Source organism: Streptomyces sp. CB02959, from assembly GCF_002803155.1.
In the GTDB taxonomy this organism is placed as follows: Bacteria; Actinomycetota; Actinomycetes; order Streptomycetales; family Streptomycetaceae; genus Streptomyces.
Map to the genome: position 1 here is coordinate 39,870 of NZ_NNBP01000003.1, position 15,174 is coordinate 55,043.

The 15,174-nt window shown below is 70.8% G+C and carries 16 protein-coding genes and 1 tRNA gene; 7 read left to right on the plus strand and 10 right to left on the minus strand.

The genetic code is table 11. The annotated features are described in order from the left end of the window. Nucleotides 1–52: 52 nt before the first annotated feature. A tRNA-Asp gene (locus CG747_RS05890) sits at nucleotides 53–127 on the plus strand. Nucleotides 128–369: 242 nt separating this feature from the next. Next, nucleotides 370–606, plus strand: coding sequence for a DUF6274 family protein (locus tag CG747_RS05895; RefSeq protein ID WP_100600565.1), 237 nt, complete (start codon nucleotides 370–372; stop codon nucleotides 604–606). 536 nt (nucleotides 607–1,142) lie between these two features. On the opposite strand, the gene bldC is transcribed toward CG747_RS05895, so the two are convergent. Next, a complete protein-coding gene (gene bldC / locus CG747_RS05900) occupies nucleotides 1,143–1,349 on the minus strand; it encodes a developmental transcriptional regulator BldC (protein WP_003980577.1) in 207 nt (68 codons plus the stop codon). 502 nt (nucleotides 1,350–1,851) lie between these two features. Next, nucleotides 1,852–2,688, minus strand: a complete 837-nt coding sequence (locus CG747_RS05905) for a hypothetical protein (protein WP_100600566.1) — start codon at nucleotides 2,686–2,688, stop codon at nucleotides 1,852–1,854. A gap of 190 nt (nucleotides 2,689–2,878) precedes the next feature. On the opposite strand from CG747_RS05905, the gene CG747_RS05910 reads away from it, so the two are divergent. Both CG747_RS05910 and CG747_RS05915 read left to right on the plus strand, forming a co-directional pair. Then, nucleotides 2,879–3,997 carry a Glu/Leu/Phe/Val dehydrogenase dimerization domain-containing protein gene (locus CG747_RS05910; RefSeq protein WP_100600567.1) on the plus strand — a complete coding sequence of 373 codons (1,119 nt, stop codon included), beginning with the start codon at nucleotides 2,879–2,881 and terminating at the stop codon, nucleotides 3,995–3,997. 310 nt (nucleotides 3,998–4,307) lie between these two features. Next, complete coding sequence (locus CG747_RS05915; protein ID WP_100600568.1) at nucleotides 4,308–4,556, plus strand: DUF3073 domain-containing protein; 249 nt, start codon at nucleotides 4,308–4,310, stop codon at nucleotides 4,554–4,556. Nucleotides 4,557–4,675: 119 nt separating this feature from the next. On the opposite strand, the gene purM is transcribed toward CG747_RS05915, so the two are convergent. Then, complete coding sequence (purM, locus tag CG747_RS05920; protein ID WP_100600569.1) at nucleotides 4,676–5,746, minus strand: phosphoribosylformylglycinamidine cyclo-ligase; 1,071 nt, start codon at nucleotides 5,744–5,746, stop codon at nucleotides 4,676–4,678. 33 nt (nucleotides 5,747–5,779) lie between these two features. Further along, nucleotides 5,780–7,339 (minus strand): amidophosphoribosyltransferase, encoded by a 1,560-nt coding sequence (gene purF / locus CG747_RS05925; protein ID WP_100600570.1) that lies wholly within the window; start codon nucleotides 7,337–7,339, stop codon nucleotides 5,780–5,782. Between the two features lie 127 nt (nucleotides 7,340–7,466). Here purF and CG747_RS50925 point away from each other — a divergent pair, with 127 nt between their 5' ends. Beyond that, nucleotides 7,467–7,592 (plus strand): putative leader peptide, encoded by a 126-nt coding sequence (locus CG747_RS50925; RefSeq protein WP_362302748.1) that lies wholly within the window; start codon nucleotides 7,467–7,469, stop codon nucleotides 7,590–7,592. Between the two features lie 237 nt (nucleotides 7,593–7,829). Next, nucleotides 7,830–9,329: a sulfatase gene (locus tag CG747_RS05935; RefSeq protein ID WP_100600572.1), complete on the plus strand. Its 1,500-nt coding sequence runs from the start codon at nucleotides 7,830–7,832 to the stop codon at nucleotides 9,327–9,329. Between the two features lie 66 nt (nucleotides 9,330–9,395). On the opposite strand, the gene CG747_RS05940 is transcribed toward CG747_RS05935, so the two are convergent. The 6 genes from CG747_RS05940 to purS form a co-directional block, all read right to left on the minus strand. Then, the gene (locus tag CG747_RS05940; RefSeq protein WP_100600573.1) at nucleotides 9,396–10,193 is read right to left on the minus strand and encodes a maleylpyruvate isomerase family mycothiol-dependent enzyme; all 798 of its coding nucleotides are present in this window, start codon (nucleotides 10,191–10,193) and stop codon (nucleotides 9,396–9,398) included. A gap of 97 nt (nucleotides 10,194–10,290) precedes the next feature. Further along, a complete protein-coding gene (locus CG747_RS05945; RefSeq protein WP_100600574.1) occupies nucleotides 10,291–10,494 on the minus strand; it encodes a hypothetical protein in 204 nt (67 codons plus the stop codon). Between the two features lie 27 nt (nucleotides 10,495–10,521). After that, nucleotides 10,522–11,061 carry a helix-turn-helix transcriptional regulator gene (locus tag CG747_RS05950; protein WP_180985408.1) on the minus strand — a complete coding sequence of 180 codons (540 nt, stop codon included), beginning with the start codon at nucleotides 11,059–11,061 and terminating at the stop codon, nucleotides 10,522–10,524. 164 nt (nucleotides 11,062–11,225) lie between these two features. Further along, nucleotides 11,226–13,475, minus strand: a complete 2,250-nt coding sequence (gene purL / locus CG747_RS05955; protein ID WP_100600576.1) for a phosphoribosylformylglycinamidine synthase subunit PurL — start codon at nucleotides 13,473–13,475, stop codon at nucleotides 11,226–11,228. Then, nucleotides 13,472–14,176, minus strand: coding sequence for a phosphoribosylformylglycinamidine synthase subunit PurQ (gene purQ, locus CG747_RS05960; RefSeq protein WP_100600577.1), 705 nt, complete (start codon nucleotides 14,174–14,176; stop codon nucleotides 13,472–13,474). Before purQ ends, purL begins: the two co-directional genes overlap by 4 nt. Further along, nucleotides 14,173–14,436 (minus strand): phosphoribosylformylglycinamidine synthase subunit PurS, encoded by a 264-nt coding sequence (gene purS, locus CG747_RS05965; protein WP_016573038.1) that lies wholly within the window; start codon nucleotides 14,434–14,436, stop codon nucleotides 14,173–14,175. The genes purQ and purS overlap by 4 nt, the downstream gene beginning before the upstream one ends. 300 nt (nucleotides 14,437–14,736) lie before the next feature. On the opposite strand from purS, the gene CG747_RS05970 reads away from it, so the two are divergent. Then, nucleotides 14,737–15,057: an Lsr2 family protein gene (locus CG747_RS05970; protein ID WP_100600578.1), complete on the plus strand. Its 321-nt coding sequence runs from the start codon at nucleotides 14,737–14,739 to the stop codon at nucleotides 15,055–15,057. Nucleotides 15,058–15,174: the final 117 nt, after the last annotated feature.

A 15,174-nucleotide genomic window follows, 5' to 3' on the forward strand; every position in this document is an offset into this window, starting at 1 on the left:
CTGCTGTACAGTCTTGCTTCGCAGCCCGCCGCAAGCGGAAAGCGAAAAGCAAGGTCCTGTGGAGCAGCTTGGAGTGCTCGCCACCCTGTCAAGGTGGAGGCCGCGGGTTCAAATCCCGTCAGGACCGCATTTCACGGCCCGCACCGTTCTCCGGTGCGGGCCGTTGCGTTGTCCGGCCCGCACCAGGTCTCACCGGTGCGGGCCGTCGTCTCGTCGGGGACGGGCCGCGGGCGCGCGGGGCGGCGGGCCCGGCGCGATGTGGCCCGAAGGCCCCGGTGGGCGCGGGCCGGGCGGGCGGCCGTCTTGACGGCGGCACCTGCCGCCGGTACTCACTCTCTGAGAAGGCGTGGGGCCGGGAGGTGGCGTGTGATGACGACCGCGGTACGGCACGAGACCAGGGCGCTGCTGCGCGCCCACCTGTCGGCGGCGCTGCGCTACGGCTACCGCCATCTGACCCGGCACTGCCCCGTCTGCCATCAGCTGCGGCAGCTCGCCATGGAGCCGTACGGCGCCCGTTCCGGGCCCGGTGCGCCCTCGACCGCCCCGGCCCCCTCCGGGGCCGCCTGCGAGCCGACGACGGAGGACGAAAGTCCCGGCTCCGGGTGACCAAGGACGCCTGCGCCGGCGGCCGCACGGTGAAAGGCTGTTGCGGGGAGAACGACGAAGAGGCGCTATACCGCAGCCCCCGTTCACCGTTCAAGAACCCCACGATGTGACGGGAGTCACCGAACAAGTTTCGCGAGATGGGGAACTTGCCACCCACCCGCAACGAGTCAATTTAATATGTGCAATTGCACCACCCCTCCAATACCTCCAAAGAAGACCGCCAGGTCCGGTCTGACGGGCCCCCTCGGAGCCCCTGAAGAGGGCGTGGCGCCCCTTCCGGAGCCGGCTGGCGCCAGGGCGACCCGACGCCCGCGAGCGGCCCGGGAGCGGCCGCACACAAAAAAGCGATCGCGCCGGACCCGGCGGAGTCCAGCGCGATCAATGACGTACCCGGATGGAGTGGGTGTGGGGCCTGTTGGGGCAGGCACCGCGTCGTGTAGAGCCCTGTTGGAGCGTGGTGAAGCAGGTGGAGCTGTGGCACAAAAACGGGCGTTTCCGGGTTGGGGGGCCCGAAAACAGCCTGGTTATGCGGTTATTCAGGACTCGCTGCGCTGCTGCGGAATGCCCGCGAGCAGTGCGCGGACCTCAGCCTCGCGGTAACGCCGGTGTCCTCCGAGCGTACGGATGGACGTGAGCTTGCCTGCCTTGGCCCAGCGGGTCACCGTCTTCGGGTCCACGCGGAACATCGTGGCGACCTCGGCGGGGGTAAGCAGCGGCTCGGCGTCAGGGGTGCGAGCGGTCATGAGCGGCCTCCTCGGGAGAACCGAACCATCACGGTTCTTTCCTCTAAATTCTGCACCTTGACCCACGTTGCCCGAAATGGCGGACGCGGGCCGAGTCGGTTATAGGACGAACGGCTTGTCCTCGGCACTACAACTACACCATCTGTCCAGCCACGTCGGCCAAACCGATGGAATTGCCCTCTCAGGTGTTCAACCTTGGCGGATGCCGATGGACCGTGCCATAGCGGACAGTCACACCCCCGTGACGATCAGTCACAACGTGACCAGCCGCCATGAGACCCCTCAAGGAGCGCAATACCGATCTATCCGCCCTTAGTTGGACGGAAGGAGCCCAAGTCAGGCTCCTTGTCCTATTTTGGCACGAGGGTGCACCTTGGGAGCAAGACCCGAAGTCAGTGCTTTAGGTCACGCTTGAGGCAATAGCCCGGATCAGGACCTACGTCCCGTACGTCCGATCAGTAGGAACCCCGCACCCGGCAACCCCGCCCCGAACCCCCGGCGTTCAGCTGGAGAACTGGCGTTCGCGCACCATGCGCCACCGCTGCGCGAGCTTCTCGTACGCGGCGTCGGCCCGCTCGCCGTCCCCCTCGCGCAGCGCCGCCATCCCCTCCGCCACTTCCGCGGCGGAACGGTCCTCGACGAGCTGCCCCTCGGGCACCGCGTGCACCAGCCCTCCGTAGTCCAGCTCCACGAGCGAACGCGGGTGGAATTCTTCGAGCCAGCGCCCCACATCTACCAGGCCGTCGATCAGCGGCCCCTCTTCCAGGGCATCCCGAAGCGTACGCAGTCCGCGTGCGACCCTCCGGCGCGCCTGTGCCATCGTCGTCCGGTAACGGAGCGCAGGCGCGGGGTCACCCTTCGCGTACTCGCGCTCGGCGTCGTCGAAGAGGACGAACCAGCGCACCGGGACGTGCCAGGTGGCCGCGCGGATCCAGGGGCGGGCGTCCGGGTTGCGCTCGCGCCACCGCTCGTAGTCGGTGGCGGCCTGCCGGCGCACCACCGGGGGCAGCGCGGCGTCCAGCACCGACGCCGGCAGCAGCTCCTCCAGGGACTCCAGCGCCTGCCAGCCGCGCAGCCGGGTCCGCCAGGGGCAGACGCAGGTCACGTCCTCCACGACGGCCACGAACGCGTCACCGCTCTCGTGGACCGGCACCGCCACCGGCGGGGTCGGCAGCAGGTCGGCCAGCGCCCGGCGCTGCTCGTCCTCGGCCGTGGGGGTGGCGTCGCGGGTGGCGTAGCGCGCCCAGTAGGAGCGCTCCGGCTCGGGGAACGCTGCCAGCGGCTCGTAGACCCGCAGGTACGCCACATACGGGACCCGCACCGACGACGCCAAGGCCACGCCCGCTCCTTCAAAGGAAAGTCCACCGCCCGGAGTTGCCTACCCCCGCCCGGCCCGGATACGGCAGATCGTCCCATGCCCGTCCCCCGGGAGAGGGTGATCCCCCCGACCTGACCGATCAACCCGCCCTCCAGGCTTACTCTCGTCCCAACCGGCCCTCCCCACACGCAGGAGGGCGTCCTCCGCGACTATGGGAGTCACCACCGTGACCGACGTACGTCCTGCCTCGGCAGGCGCCACCGGCGACGTGCTGCAGACCCTGTTCCGCACGGAGCAGGGCGGCCACGAGCAAGTCGTTCTCTGCCAGGACCGGGCCAGCGGCCTCAAGGCCGTGATCGCCCTCCACAACACCGCCCTGGGCCCCGCCCTCGGTGGCACCCGCTTCCACGCGTACGCCTCCGAGGAGGAGGCCGTCCTGGACGCCCTGAACCTCTCGCGCGGCATGTCGTACAAGAACGCGCTGGCCGGGCTGGACCACGGCGGCGGCAAGGCGGTGATCATCGGCGACCCCGAACTGATCAAGACCGATGAACTGCTGCTCGCCTACGGCCGGTTCGTGGCGTCCCTGGGGGGCCGCTACGTCACCGCGTGCGATGTCGGCACCTACGTCGCCGACATGGACGTGGTCGCCCGGACGAACAAGTGGACCACCGGCCGTTCGCCCGAGAACGGCGGCGCCGGCGACTCCTCGGTCCTGACCGCCTACGGCGTCTTCCAGGGCATGCGCGCCTCGGCCCAGCACCTGTGGGGCGACCCCTCCCTGCGTGACCGCAAGGTCGGCATCGCGGGCGTCGGCAAGGTGGGCCGCCACCTGGTCGAGCACCTGCTCAAGGACGGCGCCGAGGTCGTGATCACCGACGTCCGCGCCGAGTCGGTGGACGGGATCCTCGCCCGGCACCCCCAGGTGACCGCCGTCGCCGACACCGACGCGCTGATCCGCACCGCGGGCCTGGACGTCTACGCGCCGTGTGCGCTGGGCGGCGCGCTGGACGAGGTGACGGTGCCGGTGCTGACCGCGAAGGTGGTGTGCGGCGCGGCCAACAACCAGCTCGCCCACCCGGGCGTGGAGAAGGACCTGTCGGACCGCGGCATCCTCTACGCCCCGGACTACGTCGTGAACGCCGGCGGCGTCATCCAGGTGGCCGACGAGCTGCACGGCTTCGACTTCGACCGGTGCAAGGCCAAGGCCGCGAAGATCTTCGACACCACGCTGGCGATATTCGCTCATGCGAAGGCCGATGGCATTCCGCCGGCGGCGGCCGCCGACCGGCTCGCCGAGGCGCGGATGGCGGAGGCCCGCCGGCCCTGACCGCGCCCGGCCCAGGTGGCCGGAAACACACCCTTGTGCGGCCCGCCACGGGCGGTTGGGGAGACATCCCTCACCACCCGTCGGCGGGTCGCCGTACAGGACAGGTTAAAATCGCAGTTGACCAGCGTGGACGGGGCGCCGTGCCGGTCGTGCCGAGCGGTGGGTGATGCGGGCGACGTACCGTATGGCCGCGGAAGCAGGTACCGTTAAAGCCCTACGAGCCGGTCTCTCTATCGAGAGCCCGCTCTGAATCATGAACGCGTGTCAAGACTCTGGGGCCAACGAGCCCCGTCACTGAGGGGGTCGACCCATGGGGCGCGGCCGGGCCAAGGCCAAGCAGACAAAGGTCGCCCGCCAGCTGAAGTACAGCAGCGGTGGGACGGATCTCTCACGACTGGCCGACGAGCTTGCATCGCAGTCGGACCAGCAGCCTCCGAATCGAGAGCCGTTCGAGGGCGAGGACGAGGACGACGACCCGTACGCGCGGTACGCAGAACGGTACAACACCGAGGACGACGGGGAAGAGGGCCATTCCTCGAACCAGCGTCGTCGCGCCTGACACTCTGCGCGCTCGCGGGACTCATAACATCATTACGGACCCGGTCCAGGGAATGCCCCGGACCGGGTTCTGTGCTGCGCGCGGGACCACCGGGCCGGCGGCCCCGCGCGACGGCGTCGTCAGCTCGCGTAGTCACCAGTGAGGGTCACAGCCTCGGCGTGATCGCCGCGCTCGGCGATCTCGCCGCTGACCCAGGCGTCCACGCCGCGGTCGGCGAGGGTCGCCAGGGCGACGTCCACCGACTCCTGGGGGACGACGGCGATCATGCCGACGCCCATGTTCAGGGTCTTCTCCAGCTCCAGGCGCTCCACCGAGCCGGCGGTGCCGACCAGGTCGAAGACGGCGCCCGGGGCCCACGTGGCGCGGTCCACGGTGGCGTGCAGGCCGTCCGGGATCACCCGGGCCAGGTTGCTGGCCAGACCGCCGCCGGTGATGTGCGAGAAGGCGTGCACCTCGCAGGTGCGGGTCAGGGCCAGGCAGTCCAGCGAGTAGATCTTGGTGGGCTCCAGCAGCTCCTCACCGAGCGTGCGGCCGAGCTCCGGGACCTCCTGGTCCAGGGACATGCCCGCGCGGTCGAAGAGGACGTGGCGGACCAGGGAGTACCCGTTCGAGTGAAGTCCGGAGGACGCCATCGAAATCACCACGTCGCCCGTACGGATGCGATCCGCACCCAGCACCCGGTCGGCCTCGACCACGCCGGTACCGGCGCCGGCGACGTCGAACTCGTCCGGACCCAGCAGGCCCGGGTGCTCGGCGGTCTCGCCGCCCACCAGTGCGCAGCCGGCCAGTACGCAGCCCTCGGCGATGCCCTTGACGATCGCCGCGACCCGCTCCGGGTAGACCTTGCCCACGCAGATGTAGTCGGTCATGAACAGCGGCTCGGCGCCGCAGACGACCAGGTCGTCGACGACCATGGCGACCAGGTCGTGGCCGATGGTGTCGTAGACGCCCATCTTGCGGGCGATGTCGACCTTGGTGCCGACGCCGTCGGTCGCCGAGGCCAGCAGCGGACGCTCGTAGCGCTTGAGCGCGGAGGCGTCGAAGAGGCCGGCGAAGCCGCCGAGCCCGCCCACGACCTCCGGGCGGGTGGCCTTCGCCACCCACTTCTTCATGAGGTCCACGGCGCGGTCGCCGGCTTCGATGTCGACACCCGCACTCGCGTAGCTGGCACCGGTGGATTCAGCGGACATGGCTGAGAACTTTCGTTTGGGTGGGTACGAGCTCTACGGGCGACGCAGTGCGTCGGCGCCGCCGACCCCGGCGGTGAGCGTCCGGACACCGTCCACGTCGGACGCGGTCGGGGCCTTGGTCTCGGACTCCAGGAGGTGCTTGCCGAGCAGCTCCGGGTCCGGCAGCTCCATCGGGTACTCGCCGTCGAAGCAGGCGCGGCACAGGTTCGGCTTGGCGATCGTGGTCGCCTCGATCATGCCGTCGGTGGAGATGTACGCCAGTGAATCGGCGCCCAGCGACTTGCCGATCTCCTCGACGCTCAGCCCGTTGGCGATCAGCTCCGCGCGGGTGGCGAAGTCGATGCCGAAGAAGCACGGCCACTTGATCGGCGGGGACGAGATCCGGATGTGGACCTCGGCCGCGCCGGCCTCGCGCAGCATCCGGACGAGGGCGCGCTGGGTGTTGCCGCGGACGATCGAGTCGTCGACGACCACCAGGCGCTTGCCGCGGATGACTTCCTTGAGCGGGTTGAGCTTGAGGCGGATACCGAGCTGGCGGATGGTCTGCGAGGGCTGGATGAAGGTCCGGCCGACGTAGGAGTTCTTGACCAGGCCCGAGCCGTAGGGGATCCCGCTGGCCTCGGCGTACCCGACGGCGGCCGGGGTACCGGACTCCGGGGTCGCTATCACCAGGTCCGCGTCGGCGGGTGCCTCGGCGGCCAGCTTGCGGCCCATCTCCACCCGGGAGAGGTAGACGTTGCGGCCGGCGATGTCGGTGTCCGGCCGGGCGAGGTAGACGTACTCGAAGACGCAGCCCTTGGGGCGGGCCTCGGCGAAGCGCGAGCTGCGCAGGCCGTTCTCGTCGACGGCGATCATCTCGCCGGGCTCGATCTCCCGGATGAAGCTGGCACCGCAGATGTCCAGGGCGGCGGTCTCGGAGGCCACCACCCAGCCACGCTCCAGGCGACCGAGGACCAGCGGGCGGATGCCCTGCGGGTCACGGGCTGCGTAGAGGGTGTGCTCGTCCATGAAGCACAGCGAGAAGGCGCCCTTGACCTTCGGAAGGACGCGCGGCGCGGCCTCCTCGACGGTCAGCGGTTTGCCGTCCTCGTCGACCTGGCCGGCCAGCAGCGCGGTCACCAGGTCGGTGTCGTTGGTCGCCGCGACCTGGGTGGCCCGGCCGCCCTCGCGGGGCAGCGCGGCGACCATCTCGGCCAGTTCGGCGGTGTTGACCAGATTGCCGTTGTGGCCGAGTGCGATCGATCCGTGCGCGGTGGCGCGGAACGTCGGCTGCGCGTTCTCCCACACCGAGGCACCGGTGGTGGAGTAGCGGGCATGGCCCACGGCGATATGGCCCTGGAGGGAACTGAGGGAAGTCTCGTCGAAGACCTGGGAAACCAGGCCCATGTCCTTGAAGACGAGGATTTGGGAGCCGTTGCTCACCGCGATGCCCGCGGACTCCTGTCCACGGTGCTGCAGCGCGTACAGCCCGAAGTAGGTGAGTTTGGCGACCTCTTCTCCCGGGGCCCAGACTCCGAAGACGCCGCAAGCGTCCTGGGGGCCCTTCTCACCGGGGAGCAGGTCGTGGTTGAGTCGTCCGTCACCACGTGGCACGTTCCAGAGTCTAGGGCAGGTCGCGGATTCATCCGAACCGGGGATGCCCGCCGAGCTGGAGGAGTGCATGAACGGGGCGTTAAGCATGCTTGACGTGCCCACGGCCGCACGGCCAGGATTTCGGCCCATGCAGACCCCGCAACCCTTGGCGCGCCTGGCGTGTCACCGGGTGCCCCGCCTCGCGCCGCGCCTCGTGCGGCGCCGCCACGTCGACCTCGGTCGCGTGGCCAGCGCGATCTGTCGCCGCGGGTGACAACGGTGGCCGCGCGCCGCGCCTGAAGCCGCGCCGCCCCCTCTGAGCTGCACTTTCGCGTTTCTCCCCGGTTCCTCGCCGGGGCTTCGCCCCGCACTTGGCGACATATGTCCGCGATGTCCCTTGCATGGCCGGTGTGAGATGCGCGACGTCTCGCCCGCCCGCCCGTCTCCCGCCGTCCCCGGGGGCCGACGCGCGCCGTCACGGCCGTCACGACTTCCCTGGAGCGCCGCACCGATGCCTTCCGTCGACCCTGCCCACGAGACCCCCGACCACGAGTCCGGCGCCCCCCGGCCGCCCGGCCTCTCCCGGCGCGCCTTCGGCGGGCTCGCCGGCGCCGGTGCCGCGACCGCCGTGGGCGGCCTGGGTGCCCTGGCGGGCGCGCCGGCCGCCGCTGCCGCCGCGCCGCCGCAGCCCGCGGAGCGGCCGTTCCGGGCCGCGCCCGGACGGCGCTCGCGGCGGCCCAACATCCTGTTCATCCTCGGCGACGACCTGGGCTGGGCCGACCTCTCCTCGTACGGCGCGTCCGGCATCAGGACGCCGCACCTGGACCGGCTGGCCCGTCAGGGCGTCCGCTTCACCCAGGGGTACTCCGGGTCGGCGACCTGCTCGCCCACCCGCTTCTCGCTCTACACCGGCCGCTATCCGGGCCGGACCGAGGGCGGGCTCGCCGAGCCGATCGCCGACCGCAGCGTGGGGCTGGAGCCCGGGCACCCCACGCTCGCCTCGCTGCTGCGGGGCGCCGGCTACGCCACGGCGCTGATCGGCAAGTGGCACTGCGGCTACCTGCCGGACCACAGCCCCACCAAGTCCGGCTGGGACACCTTCTTCGGGAACTTCGGCGGGGCACTGGAGTACTACTCCAAGCTGGGGCTCGCCGGGGAGTACGACCTCTACGAGGGCGACGCCGAATACCGGGACCTGCGCTACTACACCCGGATCCTCACCGAGCGGGCGGTGGACCACGTCACCGCGGCCGCGAAGCGCTCCGGCGGGCGGGACGCGGACCGGCCCTGGCTGCTGAACCTCAACTACACGACGCCGCACTGGCCGTGGATCGCGGACGGCGACACCGAGGAGAGCGCCGAGATCGTCCGCCGGATCAAGGCGGGTGACCGGAGCGCGCTGTTCCACGAGGACGGCGGTTCGCTGGAGAAGTACCGCGAGATGGTCGAGGACCTGGACCGGTCGGTGGGCGAGGTGCTCGCCGCGCTCCGGCGCTCCGGCCAGGAGGAGGACACCCTCGTCTTCTTCGGCAGCGACAACGGCGGGGAGCGCTGGTCGTACAACTGGCCGCTCTCCGGCAACAAGACGTCGCTCCAGGAGGGCGGGATCCGGGTGCCGACGATCGTGCGCTGGCCGGCGCGGATCGACGCCGGGCAGGTCAGCCACGAGCCGGTGTTCAGCCCGGACTGGACGGCCACCCTGCTGGAGATCGCGGGCGCCCGCCCGGACCGCGCGTATCCCCTGGACGGGACGAGCCTGGCCGGCTATCTGCTGCGCGGGGAGCGCCCGGCCGAACGGGACCTGTTCTGGCGGGTGCGCGGCGAACGGGCGCTGCGCCGCGGCGACTGGAAGTACTACCGCGGCAAGAGCGGCCACGACCAGCTCTTCCACCTCACCGCCGACCCCCGGGAGCAAGCCGACCGGGCGGGGCACGAGCCGGAGCTGCTGGCCCGGCTGCGGACGGCCTGGGAGGGGGTGGACCGCACGCTGCTGCCCTATCCGAAGCGGTGACCGAAGGACGCCGGTCCGGCGGGTGCGGAGCGGGCGCCGGGCGCACGGTCCCGCCCCGCGCCCGGCTCAGCTCATGACGGGCAGCAGGCCGCCGAGGTCGGCCCGTTCGCCGCTGGCGCTGACCGCCGCCGCGTCCACCGCCTCGGCCCAGTCCAGCCGGCCGGTGGCCAGGCGTATCCAGGTCAGCGGGTCGGTCTCGACGACGTTGGGCGGGGTGCCGCGGGTGTGCCGGGGGCCCGCCACGCACTGCACCACGGCGAACGGCGGCACCCGGACCTCGACGGATCCGCCGGGCGCCTTGACGGCCAGCCCGTCGGCCAGCAGCCGGGCGGTGGTGGCCAGGGCGTGCCGGTCGAAGGGGATCTCCCGGCCGAGGGCGACGGCCAGATCGTCACCGTGCACGATGAGTTCGAGGCAGCGGGTGACCAGGTGGTCGCCGAGCAGCATCGCGCCGGGCAGGCACGCGATGACCCGGTCGTCCGGCTCGGTCGGCAGCACCTCGGCGAGCTCCTCGGCGGTGCGCTCCAGCAGCTCCACCGGGTCGTTCCCGGCGGCCAGTTCGTGGACGCGCTCGTCCACGCTGGCGGCGTACCGCGCGGTGGCGGCGGGCCAGTCGAGCAGGGTGAACTCCGGCTCGGCCGGGGCCGGCAGCCGCAGGGCGCGCGCCACACTGCCGACCCCCATGGCCAGGTGCGCCGCCAGCTCCCGCACCGTCCAGTCGCCGAGCCTGGTCGGCAGCGCGAACTGCTCCGGCGTCAGCTCGCCCACGACCCGGCAGACCTGGGCGTACTGGGACGTCACGGCGGCTCGGGTCTTGGCCGGGTCGTACCGGCGGGGGCGCGGTCCACGGGTGGCGGGAGACATGGAGCCAGCCTAGGCCGCACCGCTGACAGCCGGCCCGGGGATTCCCGGGCCGGCTGTCAGCGGTGCCGCCCGGCTCCCGGCCCGGCGGCGTCGGCCGTCAGCTGCTGCTGAGGCGGCGGCCCTGCCATGCGAACGCCCCCACGGCCAGCGCCAGGCCCCACGCCGTGCCGGCGAAGTAGGAGAGCCCGTCGACGTAGGTCTCCTCGTCGGCCGCGTGGAGCTGCACCGCGAAGGTGAACAGCGCGGCACCCAGTGCGGCGAGGGCTATGGCTGCGGGCCAGAGCGAACGGTTCTCGGACAAGTGGACCTCCCCTAGGTCGACCGGGCGTCAGCGCCCGGCGGCAGTCAGCATCACCAGCAGCGGGACGACCCGCTCAACCGGCACTTCGTAACGGCCGCGTACGGCCGTGTGCAACCAGCCGGCAGCGGTCAACTGCCGCAGGTGGTGGTAGATCTGGCCGGTGGTGCCCATGCCGTCGAGCTCGGTGAGTTCGGCGGCGGTGCAGCGACCGCCGAGGATCTCGCGCAGCAGCCGCAGCCGTACAGGCTGGCCGAGCGCCGCGAAGGACTCGGCGGCCGCCGCCCAGTCACCGTCCATGACGGTGTCGGTGGGCAGCCCGTACTGCCACTCGTAGCGCAGACCGGCCGGGGTCCGTACGGCGCCGGTGAAGAGCACTCCCCCGTTGACCGCGCCGAGACCGGCGAGCTGGTCCTTCAACCCGTTCAGGGCCCACAGCGCGTCACCGGGGTCCCGCCGGGACGGGCGGATCGGCGACGGCGCCGCGGGGGCGGCACCGGTCTCCCCGGCCGCCCGTTCCAGCTCGGCCAGGCGGCGCTCCAGCTCGGCCACCCGCTGTTCCAGATCCACGGCACGAGATTACGCAATTACGTAATTACGAGCAAGCCGTTAACGAACGGTGGAAGGCCGCGGCGAGCGCCCCGGAAACGACGGAACGGCCCGCCAGGCACTCCTGGCGGGCCGTTCCGGCCGGAAGGACGACGGGGCGCGCAACCGGCCCCGTCGGCGCGGCGCTAGGCGATCAGCCCCGGGATGGTGGCCTCGTGGGCCGTCCGGAGCTCGTCCAGCGGGATGTCGAACTGCCCCTGGACCGCGAGCGCGTCGCCGTCCACGACGCCGATCCGGGTGGCCGGCAGCCCCCGCGCACCGCACATGTCGGTGAAGCGGAGCTCCTCGCTGCGCGGTACCACGACGACCGCCCGGCCCGCCGACTCGGAGAAGAGGAAGACGAACGGGTCGAGGTCGTCCGGGACGACCAGGCGGGCGCCCTTGCCACCGTGCAGGCACGACTCCACCAGCGCCTGGACCAGGCCGCCGTCGGAGAGGTCGTGCGCGGCGTCGACCATGCCGTCCCGCGAGGCGGAGATCAGGATCTCCGCCAGCAGCCGCTCCCGCTCCAGGTCGACCTGCGGCGGCAGCCCGCCGAGGTGGTCGTGGACCACCTGCGACCAGGCCGAACCGCCCAGCTCCTCGCGGGTGTCGCCGAGGAGGTAGAGCAGCTGCCCCTCCTCCGCGAAACCGACCGGGGTGCGGCGGGTGACGTCGTCGATGACGCCGAGCACCGCGACCACCGGGGTCGGGTGGATCGCGACGTCACCGGTCTGGTTGTACAGCGAGACGTTGCCGCCGGTGACCGGCGTGCCCAGCACCTGGCAGCCGTCCGCGAGACCACGGGTGGCCTCGGCGAACTGCCACATCACCGCCGGGTCCTCGGGCGAGCCGAAGTTCAGGCAGTCGGAGATGGCCAGCGGCCGGGCGCCGGTGGCGGCGACGTTGCGGTACGCCTCGGCCAGCGCCAGCTGCGCGCCCGCGTACGGGTCGAGCTTGGCGTACCGGCCGTTGCCGTCGGTGGCGACCGCGACACCGAGGTTGGTGTCCTCGTCGATCCGGACCATGCCGGAGTCCTCGGGCTGCGCCAGCACGGTGTTGCCCTGGACGAAGCGGTCGTACTGGTCGGTGATCCACGCCTTGGACGCCTGGTTGGGCGAGCCGACCAACCGGAGCACCTGGGAGCGGAGTTCCGCGGCGTCCGCGGGGCGGGGCAGCTTGGCCGCGTCGTCGGCCTGGAGGGCGTCCTGCCAGTCCGGGCGGGCGTACGGCCGGTGGTAGGTCGGGCCCTCGTGGGCGACCGAGCGCGGCGGGACGTCCACGATCTGCTCGCCGTGCCAGAAGATCTCCAGGCGGGAGCCGTCCGTCACCTCACCGATGACGGTGGCGATGACGTCCCACTTCTCGCAGATCTCCAGGAAGCGGTCGACCTTGTCCGGCTCGACGATCGCGCACATCCGCTCCTGCGACTCGCTCATGAGGATCTCCTCGGGCGAGAGCGAGGAGTCGCGCAGCGGAACGGTGTCCAGCTCGACCCGCATACCGCCGGAACCGGCGCTGGCCAGCTCGCTGGTGGCGCAGGACAGCCCGGCGCCACCGAGGTCCTGGATACCGGCGACCAGCTTCTCCCGGAAGATCTCCAGGGTGCACTCGATGAGCAGCTTCTCCTGGAACGGGTCGCCGACCTGGACGGCGGGCCGCTTGGCCGGCTTGCTGTCGTCGAACGTCTCCGAGGCCAGCACGGACACGCCGCCGATGCCGTCGCCGCCGGTCCGGGCCCCGTACAGGATGACCTTGTTGCCGGCACCGGACGCCTTGGCGAGGTGGATGTCCTCGTGCTTCATCACGCCGACGCAGAGCGCGTTGACCAGCGGGTTGCCCTGGTAGCAGGGGTCGAAGACGACCTCACCGCCGATGTTGGGCAGGCCCAGGCAGTTGCCGTAGCCGCCGATGCCCGCGACCACGCCGGGCAGCACCCGCTTGGTGTCGGGGTGGTCGGCGGCGCCGAACCGCAGCGGGTCCATCACCGCGACCGGGCGGGCACCCATGGCGAGGATGTCGCGGACGATGCCGCCGACGCCGGTGGCCGCGCCCTGGTAGGGCTCGATGTACGAGGGGTGGTTGTGCGACTCGACCTTGAAGGTGACCGCGTAGCCCTGGCCGACGTCCACGACGCCGGCGTTCTCCCCGATGCCGACGAGCAGCGCGTCGTTCTCGGGGGCCTTCTCGCCGAACTGCTTCAGGTGGACCTTGCTGCTCTTGTAGGAGCAGTGCTCGGACCACATCACCGAGTACATGGCGAGCTCGGCGCCGGTCGGGCGCCGGTCGAGGATCTCCCGGATCCGCGCGTACTCGTCCTCCTTGAGGCCGAGTTCGGCCCAGGGCTGGTCGGCTTCCGGCGTCTCGGCTGCGTGCTTGACGGTGTCGAGGCTCATGCGTTGACCAGCTTCTTCAGGATCGAGGTGAAGAACCCGAGGCCGTCGGTGCGGCCGGTGCCGATCAGCGGCTCGACGGCGTGCTCGGGGTGCGGCATCAGGCCGACGACATTGCCCGCCTCATTGGTGATGCCGGCGATGTCGCGCAGCGAACCGTTGGGGTTTCCGTATCCGTCGGCGGCCGGGCCGCCGGTGGCGTAGCGGAAGGCCACCCGGCCCTCGGCCTCCAGCATGTCCAGCGTCCGCTCGTCGGCGACATAGCGGCCGTCGATGTTCTTCAGCGGAATGCTGATCTCCTGGCCCTGCGCGTAGTCGGCGGTCCAGGAGGTGGTGGCGTTCTCCACCCGCAGCTTCTGGTCGCGGCAGATGAAATGCAGGTGGTTGTTGCGCAGCATCGCGCCGGGCAGCAGGTGGGTCTCGGTGAGCACCTGGAAGCCGTTGCAGATGCCCAGGACCGGCATCCCGGCCCGAGCCTGTTCGATCACGGTCTCCATCACCGGCGAGAACCGGGAGATCGCTCCGGCCCGCAGGTAATCCCCGTAGGAGAAGCCGCCGGGCAGGACCACGGCGTCGACCTGGTGGAGGTCCTTGTCGCGGTGCCAGAGCGGCACCGCCTCGGCCCCGGCCGCCCGGACCGCGCGCTGGGTGTCGCGGTCGTCGAGCGTGCCGGGAAAGGTGATGACTCCGACGCGAGCTGTCATGACTCGGCTCGCACGGCTTCGTCGACCCGGACGGTGAAGTCCTCGATGACGGTGTTGGCGAGGAAGGTCTCGGCCATCTCATGGATGCGGGCGAGGGCGGCGTCGTCGACCGGACCCTCCACCTCAAGTTCGAAACGCTTGCCCTGACGGACGTCGGCGATCCCCTCGAAGCCCAGGCGTGGCAGTGCGCGCTGCACCGCCTGCCCCTGCGGGTCGAGGATCTCCGGCTTGAGCATGACGTCGACTACGACGCGTGCCACTGGCACTCCCGGTGGTGTGGTGCGTAAGGCGGTGCCCTCACAGTACCGTGTTCGAAAATCTACGCGCATAGATATCCAGAGCGCCCGACCACGGACCGGTATCGACGGGAGTGCACGCCAGGAAAAATCTCCGAAAAGAACGGGGGGCCACATTGCGGCAAGACACGCTGACGAAATTAAATGGGCTTCACAATGCAATGCCCATCGCTGTACAAATGAAAAAGCATTGATCCCAATCAGCCGGATCCGGAGCATCACCCCACGTCAACAAGGGGTCGCTCCACGAAAGGACCGATATCCGTGGCGCAGCGCGTAGTAGTAACGCTCTCCGATGACATCGACGGAGGAGAAGCCGCAGAGACGGTCATCTTCGGTTTGGACGGGAAGTCGTACGAGATCGACCTCAATCCCGCCAATGCGAAGAAACTGCGCGGCGCCCTCGCCCCGTTCGTGGAGGCCGGCCGCAAGCGGGCCAAGTCCGGCAAGACCTTCCACCGGACCGCCGTGAACCCCGACCCGGCGGCCGTGCGCGCCTGGGCCCGCTCCCACCAGATGGACGTCCCGCCGCGCGGCCGGATCCCCAAGAAGGTCTACGAAGCCTTCAACGCGGCCAATCACTAACCGACTTGTCGGCGTCCGCGGGCCGGCACACCACCGACTTGCACAGCACCCCTACTGATCAGCTAGAGTCTGGAGCACGCCGAGGGGCGAGGCCGAAAGGCCGGATCCCGAGGAGTC

What these genes read in the sequence shown, in the direction of transcription:
- CG747_RS05895 (WP_100600565.1), top strand. Translation starts at nt 370, where the DNA reads ATGACGACCGCGGTACGGCACGAGACCAGGGCGCTGCTGCGCGCCCAC.
- bldC (WP_003980577.1), bottom strand. Translation starts at nt 1,349, where the DNA reads ATGACCGCTCGCACCCCTGACGCCGAGCCGCTGCTTACCCCCGCCGAG.
- CG747_RS05910 (WP_100600567.1), top strand. Translation starts at nt 2,879, where the DNA reads ATGGGAGTCACCACCGTGACCGACGTACGTCCTGCCTCGGCAGGCGCC.
- CG747_RS05915 (WP_100600568.1), top strand. Translation starts at nt 4,308, where the DNA reads ATGGGGCGCGGCCGGGCCAAGGCCAAGCAGACAAAGGTCGCCCGCCAG.
- purM (WP_100600569.1), bottom strand. Translation starts at nt 5,746, where the DNA reads ATGTCCGCTGAATCCACCGGTGCCAGCTACGCGAGTGCGGGTGTCGAC.
- CG747_RS50925 (WP_362302748.1), top strand. Translation starts at nt 7,467, where the DNA reads ATGCAGACCCCGCAACCCTTGGCGCGCCTGGCGTGTCACCGGGTGCCC.
- CG747_RS05935 (WP_100600572.1), top strand. Translation starts at nt 7,830, where the DNA reads ATGCCTTCCGTCGACCCTGCCCACGAGACCCCCGACCACGAGTCCGGC.
- CG747_RS05940 (WP_100600573.1), bottom strand. Translation starts at nt 10,193, where the DNA reads ATGTCTCCCGCCACCCGTGGACCGCGCCCCCGCCGGTACGACCCGGCC.
- purL (WP_100600576.1), bottom strand. Translation starts at nt 13,475, where the DNA reads ATGAGCCTCGACACCGTCAAGCACGCAGCCGAGACGCCGGAAGCCGAC.
- purQ (WP_100600577.1), bottom strand. Translation starts at nt 14,176, where the DNA reads ATGACAGCTCGCGTCGGAGTCATCACCTTTCCCGGCACGCTCGACGAC.